Consider the following 22,634-nt stretch of genomic DNA (forward strand, 5'->3'; position numbering starts at 1 on the left):
TTTCTGAAAAGACGATCGCGTCGCCGGAAAGGTGACATAGCTCAGAAAATAAACCGAAACAATCCGTGAACATTCAAAGTTTTTGATGTTGCTGTACGCGAAATTTATGCTGCGTCCTGGATGTAAGCGCCACAAGCCCCGAAGATGGACGCGGACGGGATCGTCGGACATCTATGCGCCAACTCCGAAAGCGCCCAGGAGCTTCGCAACCGCACCTTCATCGCGATAGGGAAATGTTCTTTGCACCAGCTCCGGGCTTAGCCGAGGCTGAAGGCTGCGCGCCTCGACCTCACTGCGCCTCCGCCGCACTTCGTCGCCGCGCATAGCGTGAGCTGCGGCAAGCAAAATCAGGGTCCGCCAGGACTTTTTGGGAATATTTTCGAAATCCTCGACCGCATCGTCCGCACGGCCTTGCTGAAACCGGATAAAGCCCCTGACTGCCCAGAACCACACAGGCGGATATTTCGACTTCCTGAAGCATTCTTCGATTTCGGTTGCGGCCTTCTCCAGATCACCAGCGTAGTGAAGCAACTCGGCATGATCGGCGCGGATCTCAACGTCGCCCGGCGCAAGGTCGCGTGCTTTGACGTAGTGGGATTCCGCACCATCATGGTTTCGCATCGCCAGTTGAACCGATGCCGCCGCAAAGTGGGAAAAGGCGTGGTTATTGTCGAGCTGCAGCGCAATGCGCGAGATTTCTTCGGCATGATGCAATACTTCGAATACGCCCTCCATGGAGAAGCGATAAGTAAGTGCAAGGGCATGCATCGCATGCGCGTCGATGAGCGTTGGATCAAGTTCCGTTGCCTTCTTGAAAAAGCGTTCCGCCTCGGGCAGCAGATGTTTGGCGTCGAGCATCCTGCCGTAAAGAAAGTTCTCGTATGCCGACCAGGACGCCTCCGGTTTCCGGGCAACGGTCGTTGATGCAGCGGAAAGCACCTTGTCCACGACGAGCGACACAACGCCCGTCGCAACCAGTTCGATGGCGTCGATATCGCAATCCGCAGGAAGATCGAAGGCCCTCGACCAGAGGATTGAGGTGGCCGAGGTTCGCAGGAACCTGACGTTCAACCGGAACGGACCGGCCCCATGTACGCCGATACTGACCGTATAGTCGTGGGCACGCCTGCCCATTTCAGTCGCTGAGGCAGAGGCGACGTCGATCCAGTGGCGGTCCGAAAGGAACTGTTCGAGGCCGGCGGTGACCAGCCCCATGACCTCCTGCTGATGGGGAAGAGGTGAGAAGATGATCCCAATTCTGACCAGGACTTTTTCCGGGTCCAACGACACTGATTCAGCAATGGGCAAGGACTCCGCCTTCCCGGCTCCCGTATGACTGGGTTGCCAGTGCCAGACGCGAACGGGCCGCTCGATATTCTTCAGGCGTTTTTCGCCACCCTCCACGAACTCGCCGCCGATCCGCGCGGCGATCTGGTGGTAGACACCATCGGTGATGCAGATGCCGCCGGGTACGGCACTCGCCTCAACCCGGGAGGCGACGTTTACGCCGTCACCGAACATATCCGTGCCGTCGACCAGCACGTCGGCAAGGTTGATCCCGATCCGGAGAACCATATGGGTGTTTTCCGGCTCGCGGCGCACCAGTTCGCTCTGTATCGCCATCGCGCATTCGACCGCCCCCGTAGCGGAATCGAATACCGACAGGGTTCCGTCGCCGATCAGCTTGAATATCCTGCCGCCGTTGCGCTCGATGTTCGGCGCGATGACGTCAGCCTGCAGCGCCTTGATCTGAACAAGGGTCGCCTCTTCGTTACTCTCCATGAGGCGGGCATAACCGACCACATCCGTGGCCATGATCGCAGCCAGCCGCCGCTTGACAGGAACGCTCGCCATTCGCCCTCCGAGAAGTTCCCACAGATCGCATCCATAAGTTTAGCGAAGCTAACACAGAACCGCTCCTCCGTCTTCGCAAGAGCAGGCAGACAATGAGCAGAAGATGATGCCTTAATCGACGGTCGAGGTCCTCTGTTGAGCGATGACGCTGACACTCCCCCTTTGCGGGACGGCGGCGCGAAAACTGCGCTCCCTTGCAATCGCCGCGAAGGCATCCAGATCACTCAAGGGAAGATCCTTCATTGTGCATTCTCCCGCACAGCCTGTGCGATACCATCCGGATTATCGGACAAATGCGAAAACGGTAAAACGACATCCGACAGCGCCGCTCCGGCGCGGACGAAGGAGAAGACGATGCAGACCTATCGTTTGGGAAAGACCGGACCCGAAGTCTCCGCTATGGGCCTCGGCTGCATGGGCATGTCGGGCATGTACGGCCCTGCCGACCGCGCAGAAAGCATCGCGACCATCCACGCCGCACTCGACGCCGGCATCAACCTGCTCGACACCGGTGACTTCTACGGCATGGGCCATAACGAGATGCTGATCGGCGAGGCATTGAAAGGCCGCCGGCGCGAGAATGCCGTCATCAGCGTCAAGTTCGGAGCGCTACGCGATCCTGTCGGCGGCTGGGGCGGCATCGATGGCCGCCCGGTAGCGGTCAAAAACTTCCTTGCCTATACGCTGCAGCGCCTCGGCGTCGATTATATCGATGTCTATCGGCCCGCCCGCCTCGATCCGAACGTGCCGATCGAGGACACGGTCGGCGCCATCGCCGACATGGTCAAGGCGGGTTATGTCAGGCATATCGGCCTGTCGGAAGTCGGCGCCGACACCATCCGCCGCGCCGCCACTGTTGCCCCGATCGTCGACCTGCAGATCGAATATTCGTTGATCTCGCGCGGCATCGAGGAGAAAATCCTGCCGGCGACACGCGAACTCGGCATATCGATCACCGCCTATGGCGTGCTCTCGCGCGGCCTGATCAGCGGCCATTGGCAGAAAGGTCAGGCCGCCTCCGCCGGCGACTTCCGCACCCATAGTCCGCGCTTCCAGGAAGGCAATGTCGAGCAGAACCTCGCTCTGGTGGAAAAGCTGCGCGAGATCGCCGAGACAAAAAGCGTCTCCGTCGCCCAGATCGCCATCGCCTGGGTCGCCGCCAAGGGTAGGGATATCGTCCCCCTCATCGGCGCGCGCCGCCGCGACCGGCTGACAGAGGCGCTCGGCTCCCGCGCGGTGCAGCTATCGGCAGAAGATTTCACCACCATCGAACGCGCGGTCCCGAAGGATGCGGCTGCCGGCGGGCGCTATCCCGAGCATATGCTGCAACACATGGATAGTGAGAAATAACAGGAGGGTTGAAGGCATGCCGTGAGGCCCCCTCATCCGCCTGCTGGCACCTTCTCCCCGCTGGGGAGAAGAGATTTGTGGCGGCGTTGCATTCCGCGTTTGTGGCAGGAACGGAGGCTAGCGGCTTGGTCTCTTCTCCCCTCGGGGAGAAGGTGCCAGCAGGCGGATGAGGGGGCGACACTCGCAAACCTCAGCTAAGCAACCTCAAACCGGCCCGGAAAACGTATCGCACGCCGTCAGCTGCCCGCTGTCAAACCCGCGCTTGAACCATCTGACGCGCTGCGCCGAGGTGCCGTGGTTGAAGCTCTCGGGAACCACATAGCCCTGCGAGCGCTTCTGCAGCGTATCGTCGCCGATCTGCTGGGCGGCGTTCAGCGCCTCCTCGAGGTCGCCCGCCTCCAGAATACCCTTCTGCTGGGTATATTTGCCCCAGATGCCGGCGAAGCAATCGGCCTGCAGCTCGACACGCACCGACATCTTGTTGGCCTCTTCCTCGCTCATGCGCTGACGGGCCTGGTTGAACTTCGGCAGGATGCCGAGCAGGTTCTGCACGTGATGGCCGACTTCGTGGGAGACGACATAGGCCTCGGCGAAATCGCCGGATGCGCCGAACCGGTCCGAAAGCTCTTGGAAGAAGGCGGTGTCGAGATAGACCTTGTGATCCCCGGGGCAATAGAACGGCCCGGTCGCGGCGGAGGCAAAGCCGCAGGCCGACTCCGTCTGACCGGAGAAGAGAACCAGGCGCGGCTCCTCATACTCCTTGCCCTGGGACTGGAAGATGCCGTGCCAGGTATCCTCGGTCTCGGCAAGAACGGTGCGCACGAAGGCGGTCATCTCGTCATTGGCGGGCGGGCGCGTGCCCGATTGGCTCTGCTCGTAGCCCGGACCGCTCGACATGCTGCCGGTATCGAGCACCTGCATCAGGTCGATGCCCATCGCCTTGAAGATCAGATAGATGACGACAAGGAAGATGATTGTGCCGATGCTCAAGCCCCCGCCGGCCCGGCGAACCCCGCCGCCGGAGGGAAAATTGAAGCCGCCGCCGCGGCCGAAGGGACTGCCCCCGCTCGTCGGGTCGCCACGACGATCCTCGACATTGTCGGACTGACGCCGGCCTCTCCATTCCATCTCAGTTCTCCCCGGCAATTCCCGTGCTTACGCTCAGGAATCTATATATCCGTCGGCGAAGGGAATTCCAGCGGCTTCATCGGGCGATCCGCTCCCTGCGCCGGCCGCGCAGCACCATCGCAACCAGGATCGCCCCGATCAGCGCCGCGACGAGAGAGGCTTGCCACTCCGCACCTGTAAAAACGACCCTGTGCATGATCCGGCTAGGCACGAGAGTGAAGAGGCCGGCAAGCACGATGCCGCCGAAATAGAGGCTGGCGACCATGCGCTTGTGCCTGCGGATATCACCACGACGGGCGGCTGCGATTGCATTCCAGCTGCCGAACAATGTTGCGATCGACAAAAGATGGATCGGGCTGAACCCATGGAAGAGATTGATCTGGTGGATGAAGAAACTCGATATCGCCGTCACCGCCATTAGCGCCATCCAGATTTTGCCGAGCAGCCGGTGCAGAGGCGTGCCCTTCGGGTTGAGCAGGATATAGGCGCCGAGAAGAGCCGCCGGCGTAACAGCGGCGACGTGGAACTGGACGGCGAGCGGGGCATCGAGAAGCGGTTCGAGGGTCATGGGCGACTCCGGTTGAATTCGATCCCTCTTTCCGCCAAGACTTCCGTCTTCTCAATCTGAACCGCGCAAACGGCAGGAAAACTTCGTGAATCACCCCTTCTTGCAGTCCACGCTTCGCGAATTGCAGGTCTTTCTCCATTCCCGGCGCTTCTGGGGAATCTTCGCCGCGATCGTCCTGCTCTTTGCCCTCACTGGTCCTTACGGCACGATGGAGCGCATGGGCTTCGGCGAACGCCTCGCCTATTGGCTGAGCCTGCATGCATTCGCCTGGGCGATCGCCATCCTCTGCGCAATCTTTGCCGAAAACCTGCTGCGGGGAGTGATCGTTTCCATGTTCGCGCGCATGATGATCGGTTCGCTTGCCGCCGCCCTGCCGATCGGTTTTGCCATCGGCCTTGTCGACTATGCCTTCACCAGCGAACCGACCACGCTGGAAAGCGGCCTGCAGCGCGCGCTTTTCTCAATGCCACTCTGCGCCCTCTTCTGTTTTTTGAGTTACATGGCGATGAACGAAAAAATCGCCGAAGCGGCCGCGCCCCAAGAAAACAAACCCGGCGCCTCGATCCTCGACCGGCTGAAGCCCGAGAATCGCGGCCCGCTGCTGCGCCTTTCCGTTCGCGATCATTATACCGAGGTGGTGACGAGCCGCGGGCGCGAACTGGTGCTCCTGCGCTTCGCCGATGCGCTGAAGGAAACCGCCGCGACATCAGGCCTTCGCGTCCACCGTTCGCACTGGGTGGCCGACGCCCATGTCGAAGGCGTCAGACGGGACAATGGCAGGCTCATGATCCTCACCCGCGACGGCACCGAAATCCCGGTCAGCCGCAGCTATGCCGAGCACGTGCGCCGCCGCTTCACGTAAGGAAGAGCGGCCAAACGCTTGACGGGACTCCCGATTTCGCTCTTCCTGAACTAAGAGGAGAACGCAGGAGGAAATGCCGATGAAGGCCGTACGCCTGGAAGCGACAGGAAAACTGCAGCTGTGCGAGGTCGAAAAGCCGGCGCCCGGCCCAGGCGAACTGCTGGTCCGCGTCGAAGCTTGCGGCATCTGCGGCACCGACCGGCATCTCTTCCACGGCGAATTTCCGTCGAAGCCCCCGGTAACGCTCGGCCATGAATTCGCGGGGATCGTCGAGGCGGTCGGCGACGGCGTGACCGATTTCCGCCCCGGCATGCGTGTCACCGGCGATCCCAACATTGCCTGCGGCGGCTGCGAGGAATGCCGGCGCGGCCGCGTCAATCTCTGCCGGAATCTGCAGGCGATCGGCATCCACCGCGACGGCGGTTTCGCCGATTATGTCTCCATGCCGCAAAGCCAGGCCTTCGCGCTGCCGAGTGATCTCGATCCGCTCCATGGCGCTTTCTGCGAGCCGCTCGCCTGCTGCATTCACGGCGTCGATCTCGGCGGGCTGCACACCGGCGCGTCGGTTGTCGTGCTCGGCGGCGGCGTCATCGGCCTTCTCACGGTTCAACTGGCAAGGCTTGCGGGCGCCACCCGCGTGGTGCTGGTGACGCGAAGCGCCGAAAAGCGCCGCTTGGCCGAAAGCCTCGGCGCCACCGCGACGGTCGATCCGGGTGAGGGTGACGTCATTGCCCGCATCATCTCCGATGACGGACTGCTGCCCGGCGGCGCCGATGTCGTTTTCGAATGCGCCGGTGTTGCCGAGACCATGCAGCAGGCGCCCCGGCTTGCCCGGCGCGGCGGCAGCGCCGTCATCCTCGGTGTCATGGCGCAAGGTGCGATGATCGAGATCGAACCCTTCGACCTGCTTTTTCGCGAGGTCAGGCTGACAGGCTCCTTCGTCAACCCTTTCACCCATGGCCGCGCTGCCGATCTCATCGCCTCCGGCAGGATCAAAGTCGAGCCGCTGATATCGAGGCGCATCGGTCTCGCCGAGGCGCCGGAAGCGATCATCAATCCGGCGCGCGGCGGCGAAATCCGGGTGCTCGTCGTGCCCGACGGGAAATAGCCTTTCGCGCCATGTCGGGATTCCTGTCGATTCCGTGATTTATGGGGTTCCGTTTGCAAAAACATTTGCCTATAAGCCGCTTCTAGCCTGAAAAGACCTCAATGCGCGACCCGACCTGGTGATCTCCCACCCTGGCCGGCTTTTTGCGCAGCCAGACAATGGATATCGCCCATGCCGAAGCGCCAAGACATCAAATCGATCCTCATCATCGGCGCGGGACCGATCGTCATTGGCCAGGCCTGCGAATTCGACTATTCCGGCACCCAGGCCTGCAAGGCGCTGAAGGAGGAGGGCTACCGCGTCATCCTCGTCAACTCCAACCCGGCGACGATCATGACCGATCCGGGGCTAGCCGACGCCACTTACGTCGAGCCGATCACCCCCGAGGTCGTCGCCAAGATCATCGCCAAGGAGCGCCCGGACGCACTGCTGCCGACCATGGGCGGCCAGACGGCTTTGAATACCGCCCTCTCTCTGAAGCGCATGGGTGTGCTCGACCGCTACAATGTCGAGATGATCGGCGCCAAGCCCGCCGCCATCGACATGGCCGAGGATCGCGCGCTGTTCCGCGAGGCCATGGCCCGTATCGGCCTGGAAACACCCCGCTCGATGCTGGCGAACGCAACCGATATCAAGGACCTCGACCGCAAGACTCACGAGGCCGAACGTACCAAGCTGCGCGAAAGCCTCTCGGGCGCCGATCTCGACAAGGCGCTGGACGAGCTGGAAAATCAGTGGAACCTCGGCGAAAGCGACCGCAAGCAGCGCTACATGAACCATGCCATGGCGATCGCCGCCCAGGCGCTCGATCATGTCGGCCTGCCCGCCATCATCCGCCCGTCCTTCACCCTCGGCGGCACCGGCGGCGGCATCGCCTACAACCGTTCGGAATTCTTCGAGATCGTCGGCGGCGGCCTCGATGCTTCGCCGACCACGGAAGTGCTGATCGAAGAATCGGTGCTCGGCTGGAAGGAGTATGAGATGGAGGTCGTCCGCGACAAGGCGGACAACTGCATCATCATCTGCTCGATCGAGAACATCGATCCGATGGGCGTCCACACCGGCGACTCCATCACCGTCGCGCCGGCGCTGACACTGACGGACAAGGAATACCAGATCATGCGCAACGCCTCGATCGCGGTGCTGCGCGAGATCGGCGTCGAAACCGGCGGCTCGAACGTTCAGTTCGCCGTCAATCCGGAGGACGGCCGCCTCGTCGTCATCGAAATGAACCCGCGCGTCTCGCGCTCCTCCGCACTCGCGTCGAAGGCCACCGGCTTCCCGATCGCCAAGGTCGCCGCCAAGCTCGCGATCGGCTACACGCTCGACGAACTGGAAAACGACATCACCGGCGGCGCAACGCCGGCCTCCTTCGAACCGTCGATCGACTACGTCGTTACCAAGATCCCGCGCTTTGCCTTCGAGAAATTCCCGGGCGCCTCGCCTGTTCTGACGACCGCGATGAAGTCGGTCGGTGAAGTCATGGCGATCGGACGCACTTTCGCTGAATCGCTGCAGAAGGCGCTGCGCGGTCTCGAAACCGGCCTGACCGGCCTCGACGAAATCGAGATCCCCGATTTCGAGGAAGGCGAATCCAGCCAGAACGCCATCCGCGCCGCCATCGGCACGCCGACGCCGGACCGCCTGCGCATGGTTGCCCAGGCGCTGCGCCAGGGCCTCAGCATCGAAGAGGTGCATGAAGGCTGCAAGATCGACCCCTGGTTCATCGCCGAGCTCAAGAACATTGTCGACATGGAAGCCCGCATCCGCGAGCACGGCCTGCCTGACGATGCCACCAATCTGCGCATGCTGAAGGCGATGGGCTTCTCCGATGCGCGTCTCGCGACGCTCACCGGCAAGCGCCCGAAGGAAGTGGCCGAACGCCGCAACGGCCTGAACGTTCGCCCCGTCTTCAAGCGCATCGACACCTGCGCGGCCGAATTCGCCTCGCCGACCGCCTATATGTATTCGACCTACGAGACGCCTTTCGTCGGCGCCGCCCGCTCGGAAGCCCAGGTTTCCGACCGCAAGAAGGTCGTCATCCTCGGCGGCGGCCCGAACCGCATCGGCCAGGGCATCGAGTTCGACTATTGCTGCTGCCATGCCGCCTTCGCGCTGAAGGATGCCGGCTATGAAGCGATCATGATCAACTGCAACCCGGAAACCGTCTCGACCGACTACGACACGTCGGACCGTCTCTATTTCGAGCCGCTGACGGCAGAGGATGTCATCGAGATCCTGCGCGCCGAGCAGGAAAGGGGCGAAGTCGTCGGCGTCATCGTCCAGTTCGGCGGCCAGACGCCGCTGAAGCTTGCCGAGGCGCTCGAGAAGAACGGCATCCCGATCCTCGGCACCGCGCCCGATATGATCGACCTTGCCGAAGACCGTGATCGCTTCCAGAAGCTTCTGATGAAGCTCGACTTGAACCAGCCGAACAACGGCATCGCCTATTCGGTCGAGCAGGCCCGCCTGGTCGCTGCCGAAATCGGCTTCCCATTGGTCGTGCGCCCCTCCTACGTGCTCGGCGGCCGCGCCATGCAGATCCTGCATTCGGAAGGCCAGTTGCAGACCTATCTGCTCGATACCGTTCCGGAACTGGTGCCTGAGGATATCAAGCAGCGCTATCCCAACGACAAGACCGGCCAGATCAACACTCTGCTCGGCAAGAACCCGCTGCTCTTCGACAGCTACCTCACCCACGCCATCGAAGTCGACGTCGACTGCCTCTCCGACGGCACCGACGTCTATGTCGCCGGCATCATGGAGCATATCGAGGAAGCCGGCATCCATTCCGGCGACTCCGCCTGCTCGCTGCCGCCGCGCTCGCTGCCCGTCGACCTGCTCGACGAGCTGGAGCGCCAGGCCAAAGCCATGGCGAAGGCGCTCAACGTCGGCGGCCTGATGAACGTCCAGTTCGCCATCAAGGATGGCACGGTCTACGTTCTCGAAGTCAATCCGCGCGCCTCGCGCACCGTGCCCTTCGTCGCCAAGACCATCGGCGCTCCGATCGCCAAGATTGCCGCCCGCGTCATGGCCGGCGAGAAGCTCGATGCGACCTTCGCCGCCTACGGTGAAAAGCCCGATCCGCGCAAGCTCAAGCACATCGCCGTCAAGGAAGCCGTCTTCCCCTTCGCCCGCTTCCCCGGCGTCGATACGTTGCTCGGCCCGGAAATGCGCTCGACTGGCGAAGTCATCGGCCTCGACACCGATTTTGCGCTGGCCTTCGCCAAGTCGCAGCTCGGCGCCGGCGTCGAGCTGCCGCGCGACGGAACGGTCTTCGTCTCGGTGCGCGACGAGGACAAGTCGCGCGTGCTGCCGGCGATCCGCATCCTCGTCGAACAGGGCTTCAAGGTCCTGGCAACCGGCGGCACCGCCCGCTTCCTCGGCGAGAACGGCATCACCGCCACCAAGATCAACAAGGTTCTGGAAGGCCGCCCGCACATCGAAGACGCGATCCGCAACCGTCAGGTCCAGCTCGTCATCAACACCACCGACGGCAACAAGGCGATTTCGGACTCCAAGTCGCTGCGCCGTGCGACGCTGATGCAGAAGGTGCCCTACTACACGACGATGGCCGGCGCCGAAGCCGCCGCCCAGGCGATCAAGGCGCTGAAGGCCGGCAATCTCGAAGTCCGGCCGCTGCAGAGCTACTTCGCCTGAAATCGGACAGCGCCATCGCCAGGTGGGTGATGGCGCGAACTCCGCCGGAATCTCTTTATCCTGCTGATGCGATAAGCCGCTGAATCGTCATCATATCCTCGCGAAACCGCGCCACCTCCTCCGCCTTCAACCGCTCATCTGGGATGCGCAGCAGATAGGATGGATGCACGGTCACGAAGAGCGTGCGCCCTCCTTCGATCGCCATCGCCCTTCCCCTGACATCCTGCAGGCGCTCCTTCACATCGGTCAGCGCCGCAAGCGCCGTCGCTCCCATCGCGACGATCAGCTTCGGCTTGACGAGCGCCATCTCCCGGTCGAGCCACCAGCGGCAATGCTTCACCTCGCCCATATTGGGCTTCTGGTGGATACGCCGCTTGCCGCGCGGCTCGTATTTGAAATGCTTGACCGCATTGGTGACGTAGAGCGTCGAACGGTCGATGCCCGCCTCCGCGATCATCTGATCGAGAAGCCTGCCGGCCGGACCGACGAAGGGGCGCCCCGCGATATCCTCCTGATCGCCCGGCTGCTCTCCGACGAACATCACCTCCGCATCATCAGGCCCCTCCCCGAAGACCGTCTGCGTCGCATGGGCGTGAAGCGGACAGCGGGCACAGACGGCGGCTTCCGCGCGCAGGGCCTCCAGAGTGCCCGCGGGTGCCGGGGGCTCGGTGGGAAGATTGCGCGCCGCATCCTGCAGGCGGTCGTGAAAGGGCAGCGATTGCGTCGCCTCCCGCGCGGCCATCTCCCGCACTCTGTTTTCTGCTGACGCGATCAGCCCAGGAATCAGATCGGCTTCCGGCAGGTTCTTCCAGTATTTCTTCGGCATCTCTGCCTGCATCGCCTTCACCTTCAGCCGCGCCGGATTGAAGATATTGGCATAATACGTGCGCCAGAGTTCATCCGTGGCATCACTGAGATTGGGCTTTTCGCACGGTTCGTTGGTGATCGTCAGCCGTTCGCCATCCCATGCGGCGGATCCCTTCGGCGTTGCGATCCGCCAGTCCATGTCGGTGAAGCGCCGCTGGAAGAAGGGAGCGGTGCGCCTGACGATATGATGGTCCGGCTCGAACCAGGCGAGGAATTTCCGGCGGCCCGCCGATGCCGCACCCACTTCCTTGAAGCGGACGAAGGCCGTCATCTTGTGCGCGTCGCGCCAAACGTTCTTCGCCATCAGCCTGGCCCGCACGACATCCTCATCGGAAGTCACCTCCAGCAACTGCCGGTCCAGCTGCAGCCGCCAGAGCAGTCGGTAAAGCAGGGAAAACCGCGCCGGATCGGAATGGCAGAGAACCGTCTCCGCAAGCTCGATGAAGGCGGGCGGCACCGTCATCGGCTTGCCTGATGTTGCCGGCGCCGGCGGCATGGCGTCACGTTGAAATGAAAGATCGGCCTCAGCACTTTTCTCGCGCCAGTCGATCTCCTCGGGCAATAGGCCGGCGCCCGCCAAGGCGCGTGCGGCATCGCGCCATTCGGCGAGGTCCCCGCGCCCCGCCAGCACGACCCGGCGCATCACAGCAGCGACAATTGTTCGGGCTGCGGCTCGAACATGGCGCGCAGATCCGGGCGGTCGATCAGCCGGCGCGCCGACCAGCCTTCCGCCGAGATGAAGGATTGAACCTTCTTGATCGAAACACCAAGCCGGGCGAGATCATCGAGCCGCAGACGGCGGAAGCGCCGCGCCGAAATGATCGCCTTAACAGTCTTGGTGCCGAGACCGGGCACACGCAGCAACTTCTCCCGATCGGCGCGGTTCACGTCGACGGGAAATTCGCCCCGGTTGGCAAGCGCCCAGGCAAGTTTCGGATCGAGATTGAGATCGAGCATGCCGCCCGCCTGGTTCGCGGTGATCTCGTCGATGCCGAAACCATAGAACCGATAGAGCCAGTCAGCCTGATAGAGCCGGTGTTCGCGCATCAGCGGCGGCTTGATGAGCGGCAAATTCTTCGAAGCGTCGGGAATCGGGCTGAAGGCGGAATAATAGACGCGTCGGAGGCCATAGCTGCTGTAAAGCCGGCCGCTGGTCTGAAGGATCGTCGCGTCGTTCGCTCCATCGGCGCCGACGATCATCTGCGTGCTCTGGCCGGCCGGAACGAAACGCCGACGTTTCCTCGTTTTGAGCGTCGGCTCTTCGGCCGCCTCGATCTTCAACCTGAGATCACCCATCGAACGCCTGATATTGGCGGGCTTCTTTTCCGGTGCGAAGCGGGTAATTCCTTGATCCGTCGGCAACTCGATATTCAGCGACAGCCTGTCGGCATGAAGCCCCGCCTCCTCGATCAGATGCGGCGATGCCTCGGGGATCGCCTTCAGATGGATGTAACCGCGGAAGTTATGCGTCATGCGTAGTTCGCGCGAGATGCGGACCATCTCCTCCATCGTGTAGTCGGACGAACGGATGATGCCGGAGGACAGGAAGAGGCCTTCGATATAGTTGCGGCGGTAGAATTCCAGCGTCAGCCAGACGACCTCCTCCGCCGTAAAACGTGCCCGCTCGACATTGCTGGACGAGCGATTGATGCAATAGGCGCAGTCGTAGATGCAGAAATTGGTCAGCAGGATTTTCAGAAGCGAAATGCAGCGCCCGTCCGGAGCATAGGCATGGCAGATGCCGGCTCCCTCCGTCGAACCGAGCCCGCCACTTGCGCTCGAATCGCGTTTCACCGTGCCGCTGGAAGCGCAGGAAGCGTCATATTTCGCAGCGTCGGAAAGGATGGCCAAGCGTTCGGCAAGCGACTTCTTCATCGCTATGTTCACTATATGTTCCAATGTGCAAAGTCAATCTCCCCTGCCCGTTTTCGAGGTGCACCGCCTGACGTCGCAGTGGGTTACGTTTCATTCATGCGAATTTTCTGGAAATCGGCCTCGGCGATCTGCTATAAGCGTTCGACTAGTATTGTGGCACGGTTCCGAAGCTCCCCTTCGGGACCTGTTTTCTTTTGTGTGTGCCTGACTGCGCGGACACGAAGACTGAAGGACAGAAAAATGGTTGAAAAGGTACCGATGACACCGGGTGGTTTCGTCAAGCTGCAGGAAGAGCTGCGCTGGCGTCAGCAGGAGGAGCGCCCCCGAATCATCGAGGCGATCGCCGAAGCCCGTGCCCATGGCGACCTTTCCGAAAACGCCGAATACCACGCTGCCAAGGAAGCCCAGAGCCACAACGAAGGCCGCATCAGCGAGCTGGAAGACTTGACGGCGCGCGCCGAGGTCATCGATCTCACCAAGATGTCGGGCGACAAGATCAAGTTCGGCGCCAAGGTGAAGCTCGTCGACGAGGACACCGAGGAAGAAAAGACCTACCAGATTGTCGGCGACCAGGAAGCCGATGTGAAGGCCGGCCGCATTTCCATTTCCTCCCCGATCGCGCGTGCGCTGATCGGCAAGGAAGTCGGCGATTCCATCGAAGTCAATGCGCCCGGCGGCTCCAAGGCTTACGAAATCCTCCAGGTTTCCTGGGGCTGATCGCCCGCCAGACACGAGACCCATCCCTTGCCTGATATGCGTGACGTCGAGATCATCGCGCCCAATTTCAAGCGCCGGCTCTCCGGCGTCACGTCGACCATCGTCCAGCTCATTCCGTGCCAGATCCGGCTCGGCATCCGGATCGCAACGCTCGGCCCCGGCCTGCCGGAGGGCTTGGCGAAACTGACATGGCCGCAACTCCTCGGCCTGTGGCGCCGGCCCGCGCGCCGACGCCACCGCGTCTGGCACGCCCGGCGCAACAATGAGATGGCCGTCGGCATCCTGCTTCGCCATCTCCTGCGCATGCCCCTGAAGCTGCTCTTCACCTCGGCCGCGCAGCGTCGCCACACCGCCTATACGAAATGGCTGATCCGCCGCATGGACGCGGTGATCGCGACCAGCGACCGTTCCGGCTCCTTCCTCGAGGTGCCGCACACGGTCATCCAGCACGGCGTCGACCTTTCCCTGTTCCACCCGCCGGAAACGGCCGATGACGGCATAACCGCCACCGGCCTGCCAGGCCGCTATCTCGTCGGCTGTTTCGGCCGCGTGCGCCATCAGAAAGGCACCGATCTCTTCGTCAAGTCGATGATCGAGCTCCTGCCGCAGTATCCCGAATGGACGGCCGTCGTCTCCGGCCGGCTAACGGCGGAGCACACCGCCTTTGGCGACAAGCTCAAGGCGGATGTTGCCGCCGCGGGCCTCACCGACCGGATGCTTTTCCTCGGCGAAGTACCCGATATCAAGGTCTGGTATCGCCGCTTGACGCTTTATGTCGCCCCTTCCCGCAACGAAGGTTTTGGCCTGACGCCGCTTGAAGCCATGGCCTCGCGGACCGCCGTGGTCGCGTCGGACGCGGGCGCCTATGCCGAACTCATCGCCGAGGGCGAGACCGGCTCGGTGGTGGCCGCCGGCGACGGTGAGGCGCTGACGCGGGCGATCGTCCCTTACATCGCAGACCCCGCTCTGGCGATCGCCCATGGCGAGAATGCGCTGCGCCATGTCAGGGCGAATTTCGCGCTGGAGAAGGAAGCAAGTGCGATCGGCGCCATTTACGATCGCCTCCTCGGCGACAACCGCTGAAGCACAAAGAGAAACGGCCCGTCAGATAACGGGCCGCTGCGATATTCAGGGATGACAAAGAGAGCGGCCGGTTATTCCGCCGGCTGCAGCCCGGCAGTCGACGTGTCCTCGGCATGGCCGCCGAGCGCTCTGGCGAGCTGCACCGTATCCAGCTCCTTCTCCCAGCGCGCCACGACGATCGTCGCGACCGCATTGCCGACGAGGTTGGTCAGCGCCCGGCATTCCGACATGAAGCGGTCGATGCCGAGGATGAGCGCCATGCCGGCGACCGGTACGGAGGGCACGACGGAGAGGGTTGCGGCAAGCGTGATGAAGCCGGCGCCGGTGATGCCGGCGGCACCCTTCGAGCTCAGCATCGCCACCAAGAGCAGCAGGATCTGGTCACCCCAGGAGAGGTTGATGCCGGTTGCCTGGGCAATGAAGAGGGCTGCAAGCGTCATGTAGATATTGGTGCCGTCGAGGTTGAAGGAATAGCCTGTCGGGATGACGAGGCCGACGACCGAGCGCTTGCAGCCGGCCTTTTCCATCTTGTTCATCAGCCCCGGAAGCGCGGCTTCCGAAGACGAGGTGCCGAGAACCAGCAGCAGCTCTTCCTTGATGTAACGCAGCAGCGCCAGGATCGAGAAGCCGTTGTAGCGGGCGACGGCGCCGAGAACGACGAGCACGAAGAGCAACGAGGTGATGTAGAACGTACCGATCAGCATGGCGAGGTTGGCAATCGATCCGATGCCATATTTGCCGATCGTAAACGCCATGGCGCCGAAGGCGCCGATCGGGGCGGCCTTCATCAGGATGGCGACGAGCTTGAAGACGGGAGCCGTCAGGGCATTGAGGAAATTGACGACCTGCTCGCCCTTCTCGCCGACCATGGCGAGCGCGATGCCGAAGAGCACCGAGAAGAACAGCACCTGCAGAATGTCGCCATCGGCAAAAGCGCCGACGATCGTCGTCGGGATGATATTGCTGAGAAAGCCGACGATGCTCTGCTCATGCGCCTTCTCGGCAAAGGTGGCGACCGTCTTCGGATCGAGCGAGGCCGGATCGATGTTCATGCCGGCGCCGGGCTGGATCACATTGGCGACGATCATGCCGATGACGAGCGCCAGCGTCGAGAAAGTCAGGAAATAAAGCATCGCCTTGCCGGCGACGCGGCCGACCTTCTTCAGGTCGCTCATGCCGGCAATACCGGTCGCCACCGTCAGGAAGATCACCGGCGCAATCACCATCTTGACGAGCTTGATGAAGGCATCGCCGAGCGGCTTCAGCTGCGTGCCGAGGTCGGGATAGAAGTGACCGAGAATGATGCCCGCGGCGATGGCCGCGAGAACCTGAACGTAAAGATGGGAATAAAAGGGCTTCCGGCCCTTGTCGTCTGCGACTGCATGCACTGGTGTTGCGATCATGATGTCCTCCTAAAGGCTCGCCCGGAACGAACTCCGGCCTCCCGAGCCGCTCGCTTCAATCCAACAGCTCAGCCGTTGTTGCCATCTCCTTCGCAATCGCCGTGCCAGTTTCGCAGAGCAAAGACAAATGTTTGATTTCGCTACGGAATATTTTATATCGCCATCGAAAAGCTAAATAAGCGATGCGGAAATCCGCACAAATCCATTTGCATCCCGTGCAGAAAAATGCACAAATCCACCATGTCCTTGTCCGTATCTTCGCTGTGGCCCACCCTGCCCCTGCACCATCGCATCCGTCGGATGTGGTGGGCCTATGCGGTCATCGCGCTCCTTGCAGCCGTCGCCAGCCTCTGGGCGGGTGGCGAGATCGGCCGGCAACGGGCGGAGGCCGCCCTTGAGGAACAGGCCCGCATGGATGCCAGGCTGAATGCGGCGCTGCTGCGCACCGTCCTTGAAAAATACCGGGCCCTTCCCTTCGTCCTGTCACAAGACAATGCGCTTGCCACAGCCCTTGCCGGAAGCGATGCCGGCGCCTTCGAGCGGCTCAGCCAGAAGCTGGAAATGCTGGCGGCGGGCACGAAGGCCGCCGTCATCTATGTCATCGACAAGGACGGCATGGCGGTTTCGGCCAGCAATTGGCGCGAGCCAACGAGCTTCGTCGGCAATGACTATCGCTTCCGGGAATATTTTCAGGGCGCCGTCGCAAAGGGACAGGCCGAGCACTTCGCCCTCGGCACCGTCAGCAAGAAACCAGGTCTCTATATCTCCGAACGGATATCCGGCGATAACGGCCTCCTCGGGGTCGTCGTGGTCAAGGTGGAGTTCGACGACGTCGAGGCGGATTGGAATGCCACCGACGCACCCTCCTACGTCGTCGACGAACGCGGCATCGTCCTCATCACCAGCATTCCGTCGTGGCGGTTCATGACGATCGGCCGGATCGCCGAGGACCGGCTGACGGCGATCCGCGAAAGCCTGCAGTTCGGCGATGCGCCGCTTCGGCCCCTGCCCCTCGATGCCGTTCGCAATCTCGGCGACAGGCTCGACGTCGTCGAGATCGTCATGCCCGGTGGCGCCGGAAAGACCAGGTTTCTCGACGTCGGCACGCCGGTTCCCGAGACGGGATGGCATTTGCAGCATCTAGTGGCGCTCGGCCCCTCCGTCGATGCCGGAATTCGCGAGGCCCGCATGCTCGCGCTCCTCACGCTCCTGCCGCTGCTCGCCGCCGCCGCCTTCCTGCTGCGCCGCCGTCAGACGATCACCCTGCGGATATCAAGAGAGCAGCAGGCGCGGGAGGAATTGGAAAGGCGCGTGGCCGAACGGACGCTCGATCTCAGCCAGGCGCGTGACCGGCTGCAGGCCGAGATCATCGGCCATAGAAGCACGGAGCAGAAGCTGCAGGCGGTGCAGCAGGATCTGGTGCAGGCAAACCGCCTGGCGATCCTCGGCCAGGTTGCCGCCGGCGTCGCCCATGAGATCAACCAGCCCGTTGCGACCATTCGCGCCTATGCCGACAACGCCCGCACCTTTCTCGACCGCGGCCAGACCGCGCCCGCCGGTGAAAATCTCGAAAACATCGCGGCGCTGACGGAGCGCATCGGCGCGATCACCGAGGAATTGAAGACCTTTGCCCGCAAGGGCCGCGCGGGTGCGGAGCCGACTGGCTTGAAGGACGTCATCGAAGGCGCGGTCATGCTGCTGCGCAGCCGCTTTGCCGGGCGCATGGATACGCTCGACATCGACCTGCCGCCGGCCGACCTGCAGGTCATGGGAAACAGGATCCGCCTCGAGCAGGTGCTCATCAACCTGCTTCAGAACGCGCTGGAGGCTGTTGCCCCGAAGGCCGATCTCGGCCGCGTCGAGGTCAGGACTTCGGTCGATGCGGAGACTGTGACGCTGACCGTCTCCGACAACGGCCCCGGCATTTCGCCCGAGATCCGCAAGGGGCTGTTCACGCCCTTCAACACGTCGAAGGAAAAAGGCTTAGGCCTCGGGCTTGTCATCTCCAAGGACATCGTCGGCGATTACGGCGGCCGCATGGAAGTCGAGAGCAACGACGAGGGAAGCCGGTTCATCGTTCACCTGAGGAGGGCTTGAGACCATGGACACACCGAGCCCGGTCGCGCTGATCGACGACGACAAGGACCTGCGCCGCGCCACCGCCCAGACACTCGAACTCGCCGGCTTTTCCGTTTCGGCCTATGACGGCGCGAAAGCGGCGCTGGCGGATCTGCCGGCGGATTTTGCCGGCCCCGTCGTCACCGATATCCGCATGCCAGAAATCGACGGACTGCAGTTCTTCGCCACGCTTAAGGACATGGATGCCGACCTGCCGGTGATATTGATGACCGGCCATGGCGATATTCCGATGGCCGTCCAGGCGATCCAGGATGGCGCCTACGATTTCATTGCCAAACCCTTTCCGGCCGACCGGCTCGTCCAGAGCGTGCGCCGCGCCAGCGAAAAACGGCGGCTCGTGCTGGAAAATCGCATGCTGCGCAGGGCTGCCGAAAATGCGCAGGAAACCTTGCCCCTGATCGGCCAGACGCCGGTCATGGAAAACCTCCGAAACATTCTTCGCCACATCGCCGATACCGATGTGGACGTGCTTGTTGCCGGCGAAACCGGCAGCGGCAAGGAGGTCGTCGCGCAGATCCTGCATCAATGGAGCCGCCGCCGGAAGGGCAATTTCGTGGCGCTGAACTGCGGAGCGCTGCCCGAAACCGTCATCGAAAGCGAGCTGTTTGGCCACGAGGCCGGCGCCTTTACCGGCGCCCAGAAGCGGCGCATGGGCCGCATAGAACATGCAAGCGGTGGCACCCTCTTCCTCGACGAGATCGAGAGCATGCCCGTTGCCACGCAGGTCAAGATGCTGCGCGTGCTGGAGATGCGCGAAATCACGCCACTCGGCACCAATGAGGTACGTCCCGTCGATCTGCGCGTCGTCGCGGCTGCCAAGATCGACCTCGGAGATCCCGGTGTGCGTGGCGATTTTCGCGAGGATCTCTATTACCGGCTGAATGTCGTGACGATCTCGATTCCGCCGCTCAGAGAACGCCGCGACGATATTCCGCTGCTGTTTTCCCATTTCGCCGCTCGCGCCGCCGAGCGCTTCCGCCGCGATGTCCCGCAGCTTTCGGAGAATGTTCGCCGCCATCTCGTCACCCATGCATGGCCGGGCAATGTCCGCGAGCTGTCCCACTATGCCGAACGGGTGGTGCTCGGCGTTGAAGGCGGAGGAACGGCGGCAGTTCCCCAACCGCCGACGGGCGGCACGCTTCCCGAACGGCTGGAACGCTATGAGGCGGAGATCATCCGTGACGCGCTCTCGGCCAATGACGGCGACGTGCGCCGCACCATCGAAGCGCTCGGCATTCCCAGAAAGACCTTCTACGACAAACTCCAGCGCCACGGTATCAGCCGCGGCGGCTATGCTTCCCGCAAATAGGCTGTTTAGACTTCCACCAGTCCCAGCTTCTTCACCTGCCGGATCGTCAGCATGGTGCGCACGGTATCCACGTGCTCGTTCGCCGTCAGCACTTCGATGACGAAATCCTGGAAGCTGGTGAGGTTTTCCGCCACGCAATGCAGCAGAAAATCGCTGTCGCCCGAGACCATCCAGGCCTGGCGCACCAGCGGCCACTCGGTGGTGGCGGCGGCAAAGGACTTGAGATTGCCTTCCGACTGGTGCTTGAGGCCGACCATGCAGAAGGCGACGAGGTCGAAGCCGAGTTTCGGGCTGTTCAGCATCGCGTGATAGCCCTCGATGACCCCCGCTTCCTCGAGCTTGCGCACCCGGCGCAGACAGGGCGGTGCCGAGATGCCGACGCGGTCGGCGAGCTCCACATTGGTCATGCGGCCATCGGCCTGCAACTCCCGGAGGATCTTTATATCGATGACGTCGAGTTCGGTCCGCCCCACATCATTGCCTTTCTTTAATTCTCCGCGGGGAGCTTCTATATAAAGCCGCGGAATACGCAAGAAAGTTTCACTGTGATGACGGATTCTTGCACAACAGGGCGATTTGCCTTGTTGGTAATGCAAGGCTGCCCTTGAATAATAGCATTGGACGTTCATAAATGGCGCATGGACCGCGAAACGGCCGCAATCGCCACCTAGCCGCCGCTCTCCTGCCAGTCGAAAGGAAATGACATGCCTGCCCGCCACACGAAGGTGCTCATCATCGGTTCCGGACCCGCCGGCTATACTGCCGCGGTCTATGCCGCGCGCGCCATGCTGAAGCCGGTCCTGATTGCCGGTCTCGAACAGGGCGGCCAGCTGATGATTACCACCGACGTCGAGAATTATCCGGGCTTTGCCGATCCGATCCAGGGTCCCTGGCTGATGGAGCAGATGCTGCAGCAGGCAAAACATGTCGGCGCCGAGATCGTCAACGACCTTGTGACCGAAGTCGACACGAACCAGCGCCCCTTCGTCGCCCGCACCGACAGCGGCCAGGTCTGGACCGCCGATACGCTGATCATCGCCACAGGCGCCAAGGCCAAGTGGCTCGGCATCGAGAGCGAGCAGCATTTCCAGGGCTTCGGCGTTTCGGCCTGCGCCACCTGCGACGGCTTCTTCTACCGCAACAAGGACGTGATCGTGGTCGGCGGCGGCAACAGCGCCGTTGAGGAAGCCCTCTATCTCTCCAATATCGCCAAGTCGGTGACGGTAGTGCACCGCCGCGATTCTTTCCGCGCCGAGAAGATCCTGCAGGAGCGCCTCTTCGCCAAGGAAAACGTCAAGGTGCTGTGGAACACAGAGGTGGCCGAAATCACCGGCACACCGGCCAAGCCCCCGATGCCGCAATCCGTCTCCGGCGCGCGCCTGCGTGACCTCAGAACCGGCGCGATCACCGAAATGGCGATCGACGGCGTTTTCGTCGCGATCGGCCATGCCCCGGCGACCGAGCTTTTCAAGGGCAAGCTGAAGCTGAAGGACAATGGCTATCTCTGGACCGCGCCGGATTCGACAGCGACCAGCCTGGAAGGGGTCTATGCCGCCGGCGACGTGACGGACGATACGTTCCGCCAGGCGATCACCGCCGCCGGCATGGGGTGCATGGCCGCACTTGAAGCAGAGCGATACCTGACGGGCCACATGCCCGTCGCCGTGGCCGCGGAGTAAGATCGGCATGAGGGGCGGGGGAATGCCATTGGATTGGGACAAGCTGCGTATTTTCCACGCAGCTGCCGAGGCGGGTTCGTTCACGCATGCGGCGGACAAACTGCATCTGTCCCAATCCGCCATCAGCCGCCAGGTCAGCGCGCTGGAGCAGGATGTCGGCACCAAGCTGTTCCACCGTCACGCGCGCGGCTTGATTCTGACGGAACAGGGTGAACTGCTTTACCGCACCGCCCATGACGTGCTCTTGAAGCTCGAAACCGTGAAGATGCAGCTGACGGAAACGACGGAGACGCCGTCCGGTAAGCTGCGCGTCACCACGACAGTCGGCCTCGGCCAGGGCTGGCTGACCGACAAGATCCAGGAATTCCTCCAGCTCTATCCCGATGTGCAGATCCAGCTCATCCTCGACAACGAGGAAGTGGATGTGAACATGCGCCATGCCGACTGCGCGATCCGCCTGCGCCAACCGCAGCAATCCGACCTCATCCAGCGCAAGCTCTTCACCGTGCATATGCACGTCTATGCGGCCCCCTCCTACATCAACCGCCACGGCGAGCCGCAGAAGATCGAAGATCTCGACAATCACCGTATCATCACCTTCGGCGAACCGGCGCCGAGCTACCTGCTCGACGTCAACTGGCTTGAGGTCGCCGGCCGCTCCTCCGACAACAAGCGCATCCCGCATCTGCAGATCAACAGCCAGACCTCGATCAAGCGCGCCTGCCTGCTCGGAATCGGCGTCGCCTGCCTGCCGGATTACATCGTCGGCCGCGACCCCGGCCTGATCCAGCTGGCGATCAATGCCGATGTCCCCTCCTTCGACACCTATTTCTGCTATCCCGACGAAATCAAGAACGCCGCCAAACTGAAAGCCTTCCGCGATTTCATCGTCAGCAAGGCCAGAAACTGGAATTTTTGAGCCCTGACTTGTCGACTTTTTGCATACTATGCAGAAGACGCATGACTGGCATGCACAAATAAGGGTTGCCGTTTGCCCATTAAACCACCATATCGCACATAGCTGATGCACAT

Annotated in this window: 17 protein-coding genes and 1 pseudogene; 10 read left to right on the forward strand and 8 right to left on the reverse strand. The window is 62.4% G+C overall.

The genetic code is table 11. From position 1 onward, the window contains the following. Window positions 1-171: 171 nt before the first annotated feature. Together NE852_RS15615 and NE852_RS15620 are read right to left on the reverse strand one after the other, a co-directional pair. On the reverse strand, window positions 172-1,815 hold the full coding sequence (locus NE852_RS15615) for an adenylate/guanylate cyclase domain-containing protein (RefSeq protein ID WP_245270615.1): 1,644 nt from the start codon (window positions 1,813-1,815) through the stop codon (window positions 172-174). 173 nt (window positions 1,816-1,988) lie between these two features. Continuing rightward, window positions 1,989-2,097, reverse strand: a pseudogene (locus NE852_RS15620) (LysR family transcriptional regulator); the annotation flags it as partial. A 111-nt stretch (window positions 2,098-2,208) separates the two neighbouring features. Between NE852_RS15620 and NE852_RS15625 the strand changes: the two are divergent. Next, a complete protein-coding gene (locus NE852_RS15625) occupies window positions 2,209-3,204 on the forward strand; it encodes an aldo/keto reductase (RefSeq protein ID WP_008530919.1) in 996 nt (331 codons plus the stop codon). A 204-nt stretch (window positions 3,205-3,408) separates the two neighbouring features. Here NE852_RS15625 and NE852_RS15630 read toward each other — a convergent pair whose 3' ends face one another. Continuing rightward, the gene (locus NE852_RS15630) at window positions 3,409-4,332 is read right to left on the reverse strand and encodes a neutral zinc metallopeptidase (protein WP_008530917.1); all 924 of its coding nucleotides are present in this window, start codon (window positions 4,330-4,332) and stop codon (window positions 3,409-3,411) included. Between the two features lie 76 nt (window positions 4,333-4,408). After that, entirely contained in the window at window positions 4,409-4,900 is a 492-nt protein-coding gene (locus tag NE852_RS15635) for a DUF2306 domain-containing protein (RefSeq protein WP_008530916.1), read from the reverse strand. Window positions 4,901-4,985: 85 nt separating this feature from the next. Between NE852_RS15635 and NE852_RS15640 the strand changes: the two genes are divergently transcribed. The 3 genes from NE852_RS15640 (at window position 4,986) to carB (ending at window position 10,530) form a co-directional block, all read left to right on the forward strand. Further along, window positions 4,986-5,762 carry a LytTR family DNA-binding domain-containing protein gene (locus NE852_RS15640; RefSeq protein ID WP_008530915.1) on the forward strand — a complete coding sequence of 259 codons (777 nt, stop codon included), beginning with the start codon at window positions 4,986-4,988 and terminating at the stop codon, window positions 5,760-5,762. Between the two features lie 79 nt (window positions 5,763-5,841). After that, window positions 5,842-6,870 (forward strand): zinc-dependent alcohol dehydrogenase family protein, encoded by a 1,029-nt coding sequence (locus NE852_RS15645; RefSeq protein WP_258155806.1) that lies wholly within the window; start codon window positions 5,842-5,844, stop codon window positions 6,868-6,870. 171 nt (window positions 6,871-7,041) lie between these two features. Beyond that, window positions 7,042-10,530, forward strand: a complete 3,489-nt coding sequence (gene carB / locus NE852_RS15650; protein ID WP_258155807.1) for a carbamoyl-phosphate synthase large subunit — start codon at window positions 7,042-7,044, stop codon at window positions 10,528-10,530. 55 nt (window positions 10,531-10,585) lie between these two features. Here carB and NE852_RS15655 read toward each other — a convergent pair whose 3' ends face one another. Both NE852_RS15655 and NE852_RS15660 read right to left on the reverse strand, forming a co-directional pair. Next, entirely contained in the window at window positions 10,586-12,040 is a 1,455-nt protein-coding gene (locus tag NE852_RS15655) for a UdgX family uracil-DNA binding protein (RefSeq protein ID WP_258155808.1), read from the reverse strand. Further along, window positions 12,040-13,272 (reverse strand): putative DNA modification/repair radical SAM protein, encoded by a 1,233-nt coding sequence (locus NE852_RS15660; protein ID WP_008530896.1) that lies wholly within the window; start codon window positions 13,270-13,272, stop codon window positions 12,040-12,042. Before NE852_RS15660 ends, NE852_RS15655 begins: the two co-directional genes overlap by 1 nt. A 240-nt stretch (window positions 13,273-13,512) precedes the next feature. On the opposite strand from NE852_RS15660, the gene greA reads away from it, so the two are divergent. Further along, window positions 13,513-13,989 (forward strand): transcription elongation factor GreA, encoded by a 477-nt coding sequence (gene greA, locus NE852_RS15665; protein WP_003565408.1) that lies wholly within the window; start codon window positions 13,513-13,515, stop codon window positions 13,987-13,989. Between the two features lie 27 nt (window positions 13,990-14,016). Then, window positions 14,017-15,072 (forward strand): glycosyltransferase family 4 protein, encoded by a 1,056-nt coding sequence (locus tag NE852_RS15670; RefSeq protein ID WP_037173042.1) that lies wholly within the window; start codon window positions 14,017-14,019, stop codon window positions 15,070-15,072. A gap of 71 nt (window positions 15,073-15,143) precedes the next feature. On the opposite strand, the gene NE852_RS15675 is transcribed toward NE852_RS15670, so the two are convergent. Continuing rightward, entirely contained in the window at window positions 15,144-16,475 is a 1,332-nt protein-coding gene (locus tag NE852_RS15675; RefSeq protein ID WP_008530892.1) for a dicarboxylate/amino acid:cation symporter, read from the reverse strand. A gap of 225 nt (window positions 16,476-16,700) precedes the next feature. On the opposite strand from NE852_RS15675, the gene NE852_RS15680 reads away from it, so the two are divergent. Together NE852_RS15680 and NE852_RS15685 are read left to right on the forward strand one after the other, a co-directional pair. Then, window positions 16,701-18,572, forward strand: coding sequence for an ATP-binding protein (locus NE852_RS15680; RefSeq protein ID WP_258155809.1), 1,872 nt, complete (start codon window positions 16,701-16,703; stop codon window positions 18,570-18,572). A 4-nt stretch (window positions 18,573-18,576) separates the two neighbouring features. After that, complete coding sequence (locus tag NE852_RS15685) at window positions 18,577-19,923, forward strand: sigma-54 dependent transcriptional regulator (protein ID WP_008530886.1); 1,347 nt, start codon at window positions 18,577-18,579, stop codon at window positions 19,921-19,923. Window positions 19,924-19,928: 5 nt separating this feature from the next. Here the strand turns inward: NE852_RS15685 and NE852_RS15690 are convergent, their stop codons facing one another. Then, window positions 19,929-20,396, reverse strand: coding sequence for an Lrp/AsnC family transcriptional regulator (locus tag NE852_RS15690; RefSeq protein ID WP_008530885.1), 468 nt, complete (start codon window positions 20,394-20,396; stop codon window positions 19,929-19,931). Between the two features lie 231 nt (window positions 20,397-20,627). Here NE852_RS15690 and trxB point away from each other — a divergent pair, with 231 nt between their 5' ends. Beyond that, window positions 20,628-21,602, forward strand: a complete 975-nt coding sequence (gene trxB, locus NE852_RS15695) for a thioredoxin-disulfide reductase (protein WP_008530884.1) — start codon at window positions 20,628-20,630, stop codon at window positions 21,600-21,602. Between the two features lie 22 nt (window positions 21,603-21,624). Continuing rightward, window positions 21,625-22,521: a LysR family transcriptional regulator VtlR gene (locus NE852_RS15700; protein ID WP_004671024.1), complete on the forward strand. Its 897-nt coding sequence runs from the start codon at window positions 21,625-21,627 to the stop codon at window positions 22,519-22,521. Window positions 22,522-22,634 lie beyond the last annotated feature (113 nt).

It is taken from the genome of Rhizobium sp. Pop5 (assembly GCF_024721175.1).
GTDB lineage: Bacteria > Pseudomonadota > Alphaproteobacteria > Rhizobiales > Rhizobiaceae > Rhizobium.

Bases quoted from the DNA above. Each gene is read 5' to 3' on its own strand.
- carB (WP_258155807.1), top strand. From the start codon at position 7,042: ATGCCGAAGCGCCAAGACATCAAATCGATCCTCATCATCGGCGCGGGA.
- NE852_RS15660 (WP_008530896.1), bottom strand. From the start codon at position 13,272: ATGAAGAAGTCGCTTGCCGAACGCTTGGCCATCCTTTCCGACGCTGCG.
- trxB (WP_008530884.1), top strand. From the start codon at position 20,628: ATGCCTGCCCGCCACACGAAGGTGCTCATCATCGGTTCCGGACCCGCC.
- NE852_RS15645 (WP_258155806.1), top strand. From the start codon at position 5,842: ATGAAGGCCGTACGCCTGGAAGCGACAGGAAAACTGCAGCTGTGCGAG.
- NE852_RS15700 (WP_004671024.1), top strand. From the start codon at position 21,625: ATGCCATTGGATTGGGACAAGCTGCGTATTTTCCACGCAGCTGCCGAG.
- NE852_RS15615 (WP_245270615.1), bottom strand. From the start codon at position 1,815: ATGGCCACGGATGTGGTCGGTTATGCCCGCCTCATGGAGAGTAACGAA.
- NE852_RS15630 (WP_008530917.1), bottom strand. From the start codon at position 4,332: ATGGAATGGAGAGGCCGGCGTCAGTCCGACAATGTCGAGGATCGTCGT.
- NE852_RS15635 (WP_008530916.1), bottom strand. From the start codon at position 4,900: ATGACCCTCGAACCGCTTCTCGATGCCCCGCTCGCCGTCCAGTTCCAC.
- greA (WP_003565408.1), top strand. From the start codon at position 13,513: ATGGTTGAAAAGGTACCGATGACACCGGGTGGTTTCGTCAAGCTGCAG.
- NE852_RS15625 (WP_008530919.1), top strand. From the start codon at position 2,209: ATGCAGACCTATCGTTTGGGAAAGACCGGACCCGAAGTCTCCGCTATG.
- NE852_RS15685 (WP_008530886.1), top strand. From the start codon at position 18,577: ATGGACACACCGAGCCCGGTCGCGCTGATCGACGACGACAAGGACCTG.
- NE852_RS15680 (WP_258155809.1), top strand. From the start codon at position 16,701: ATGCACAAATCCACCATGTCCTTGTCCGTATCTTCGCTGTGGCCCACC.
- NE852_RS15675 (WP_008530892.1), bottom strand. From the start codon at position 16,475: ATGATCGCAACACCAGTGCATGCAGTCGCAGACGACAAGGGCCGGAAG.
- NE852_RS15655 (WP_258155808.1), bottom strand. From the start codon at position 12,040: ATGCGCCGGGTCGTGCTGGCGGGGCGCGGGGACCTCGCCGAATGGCGC.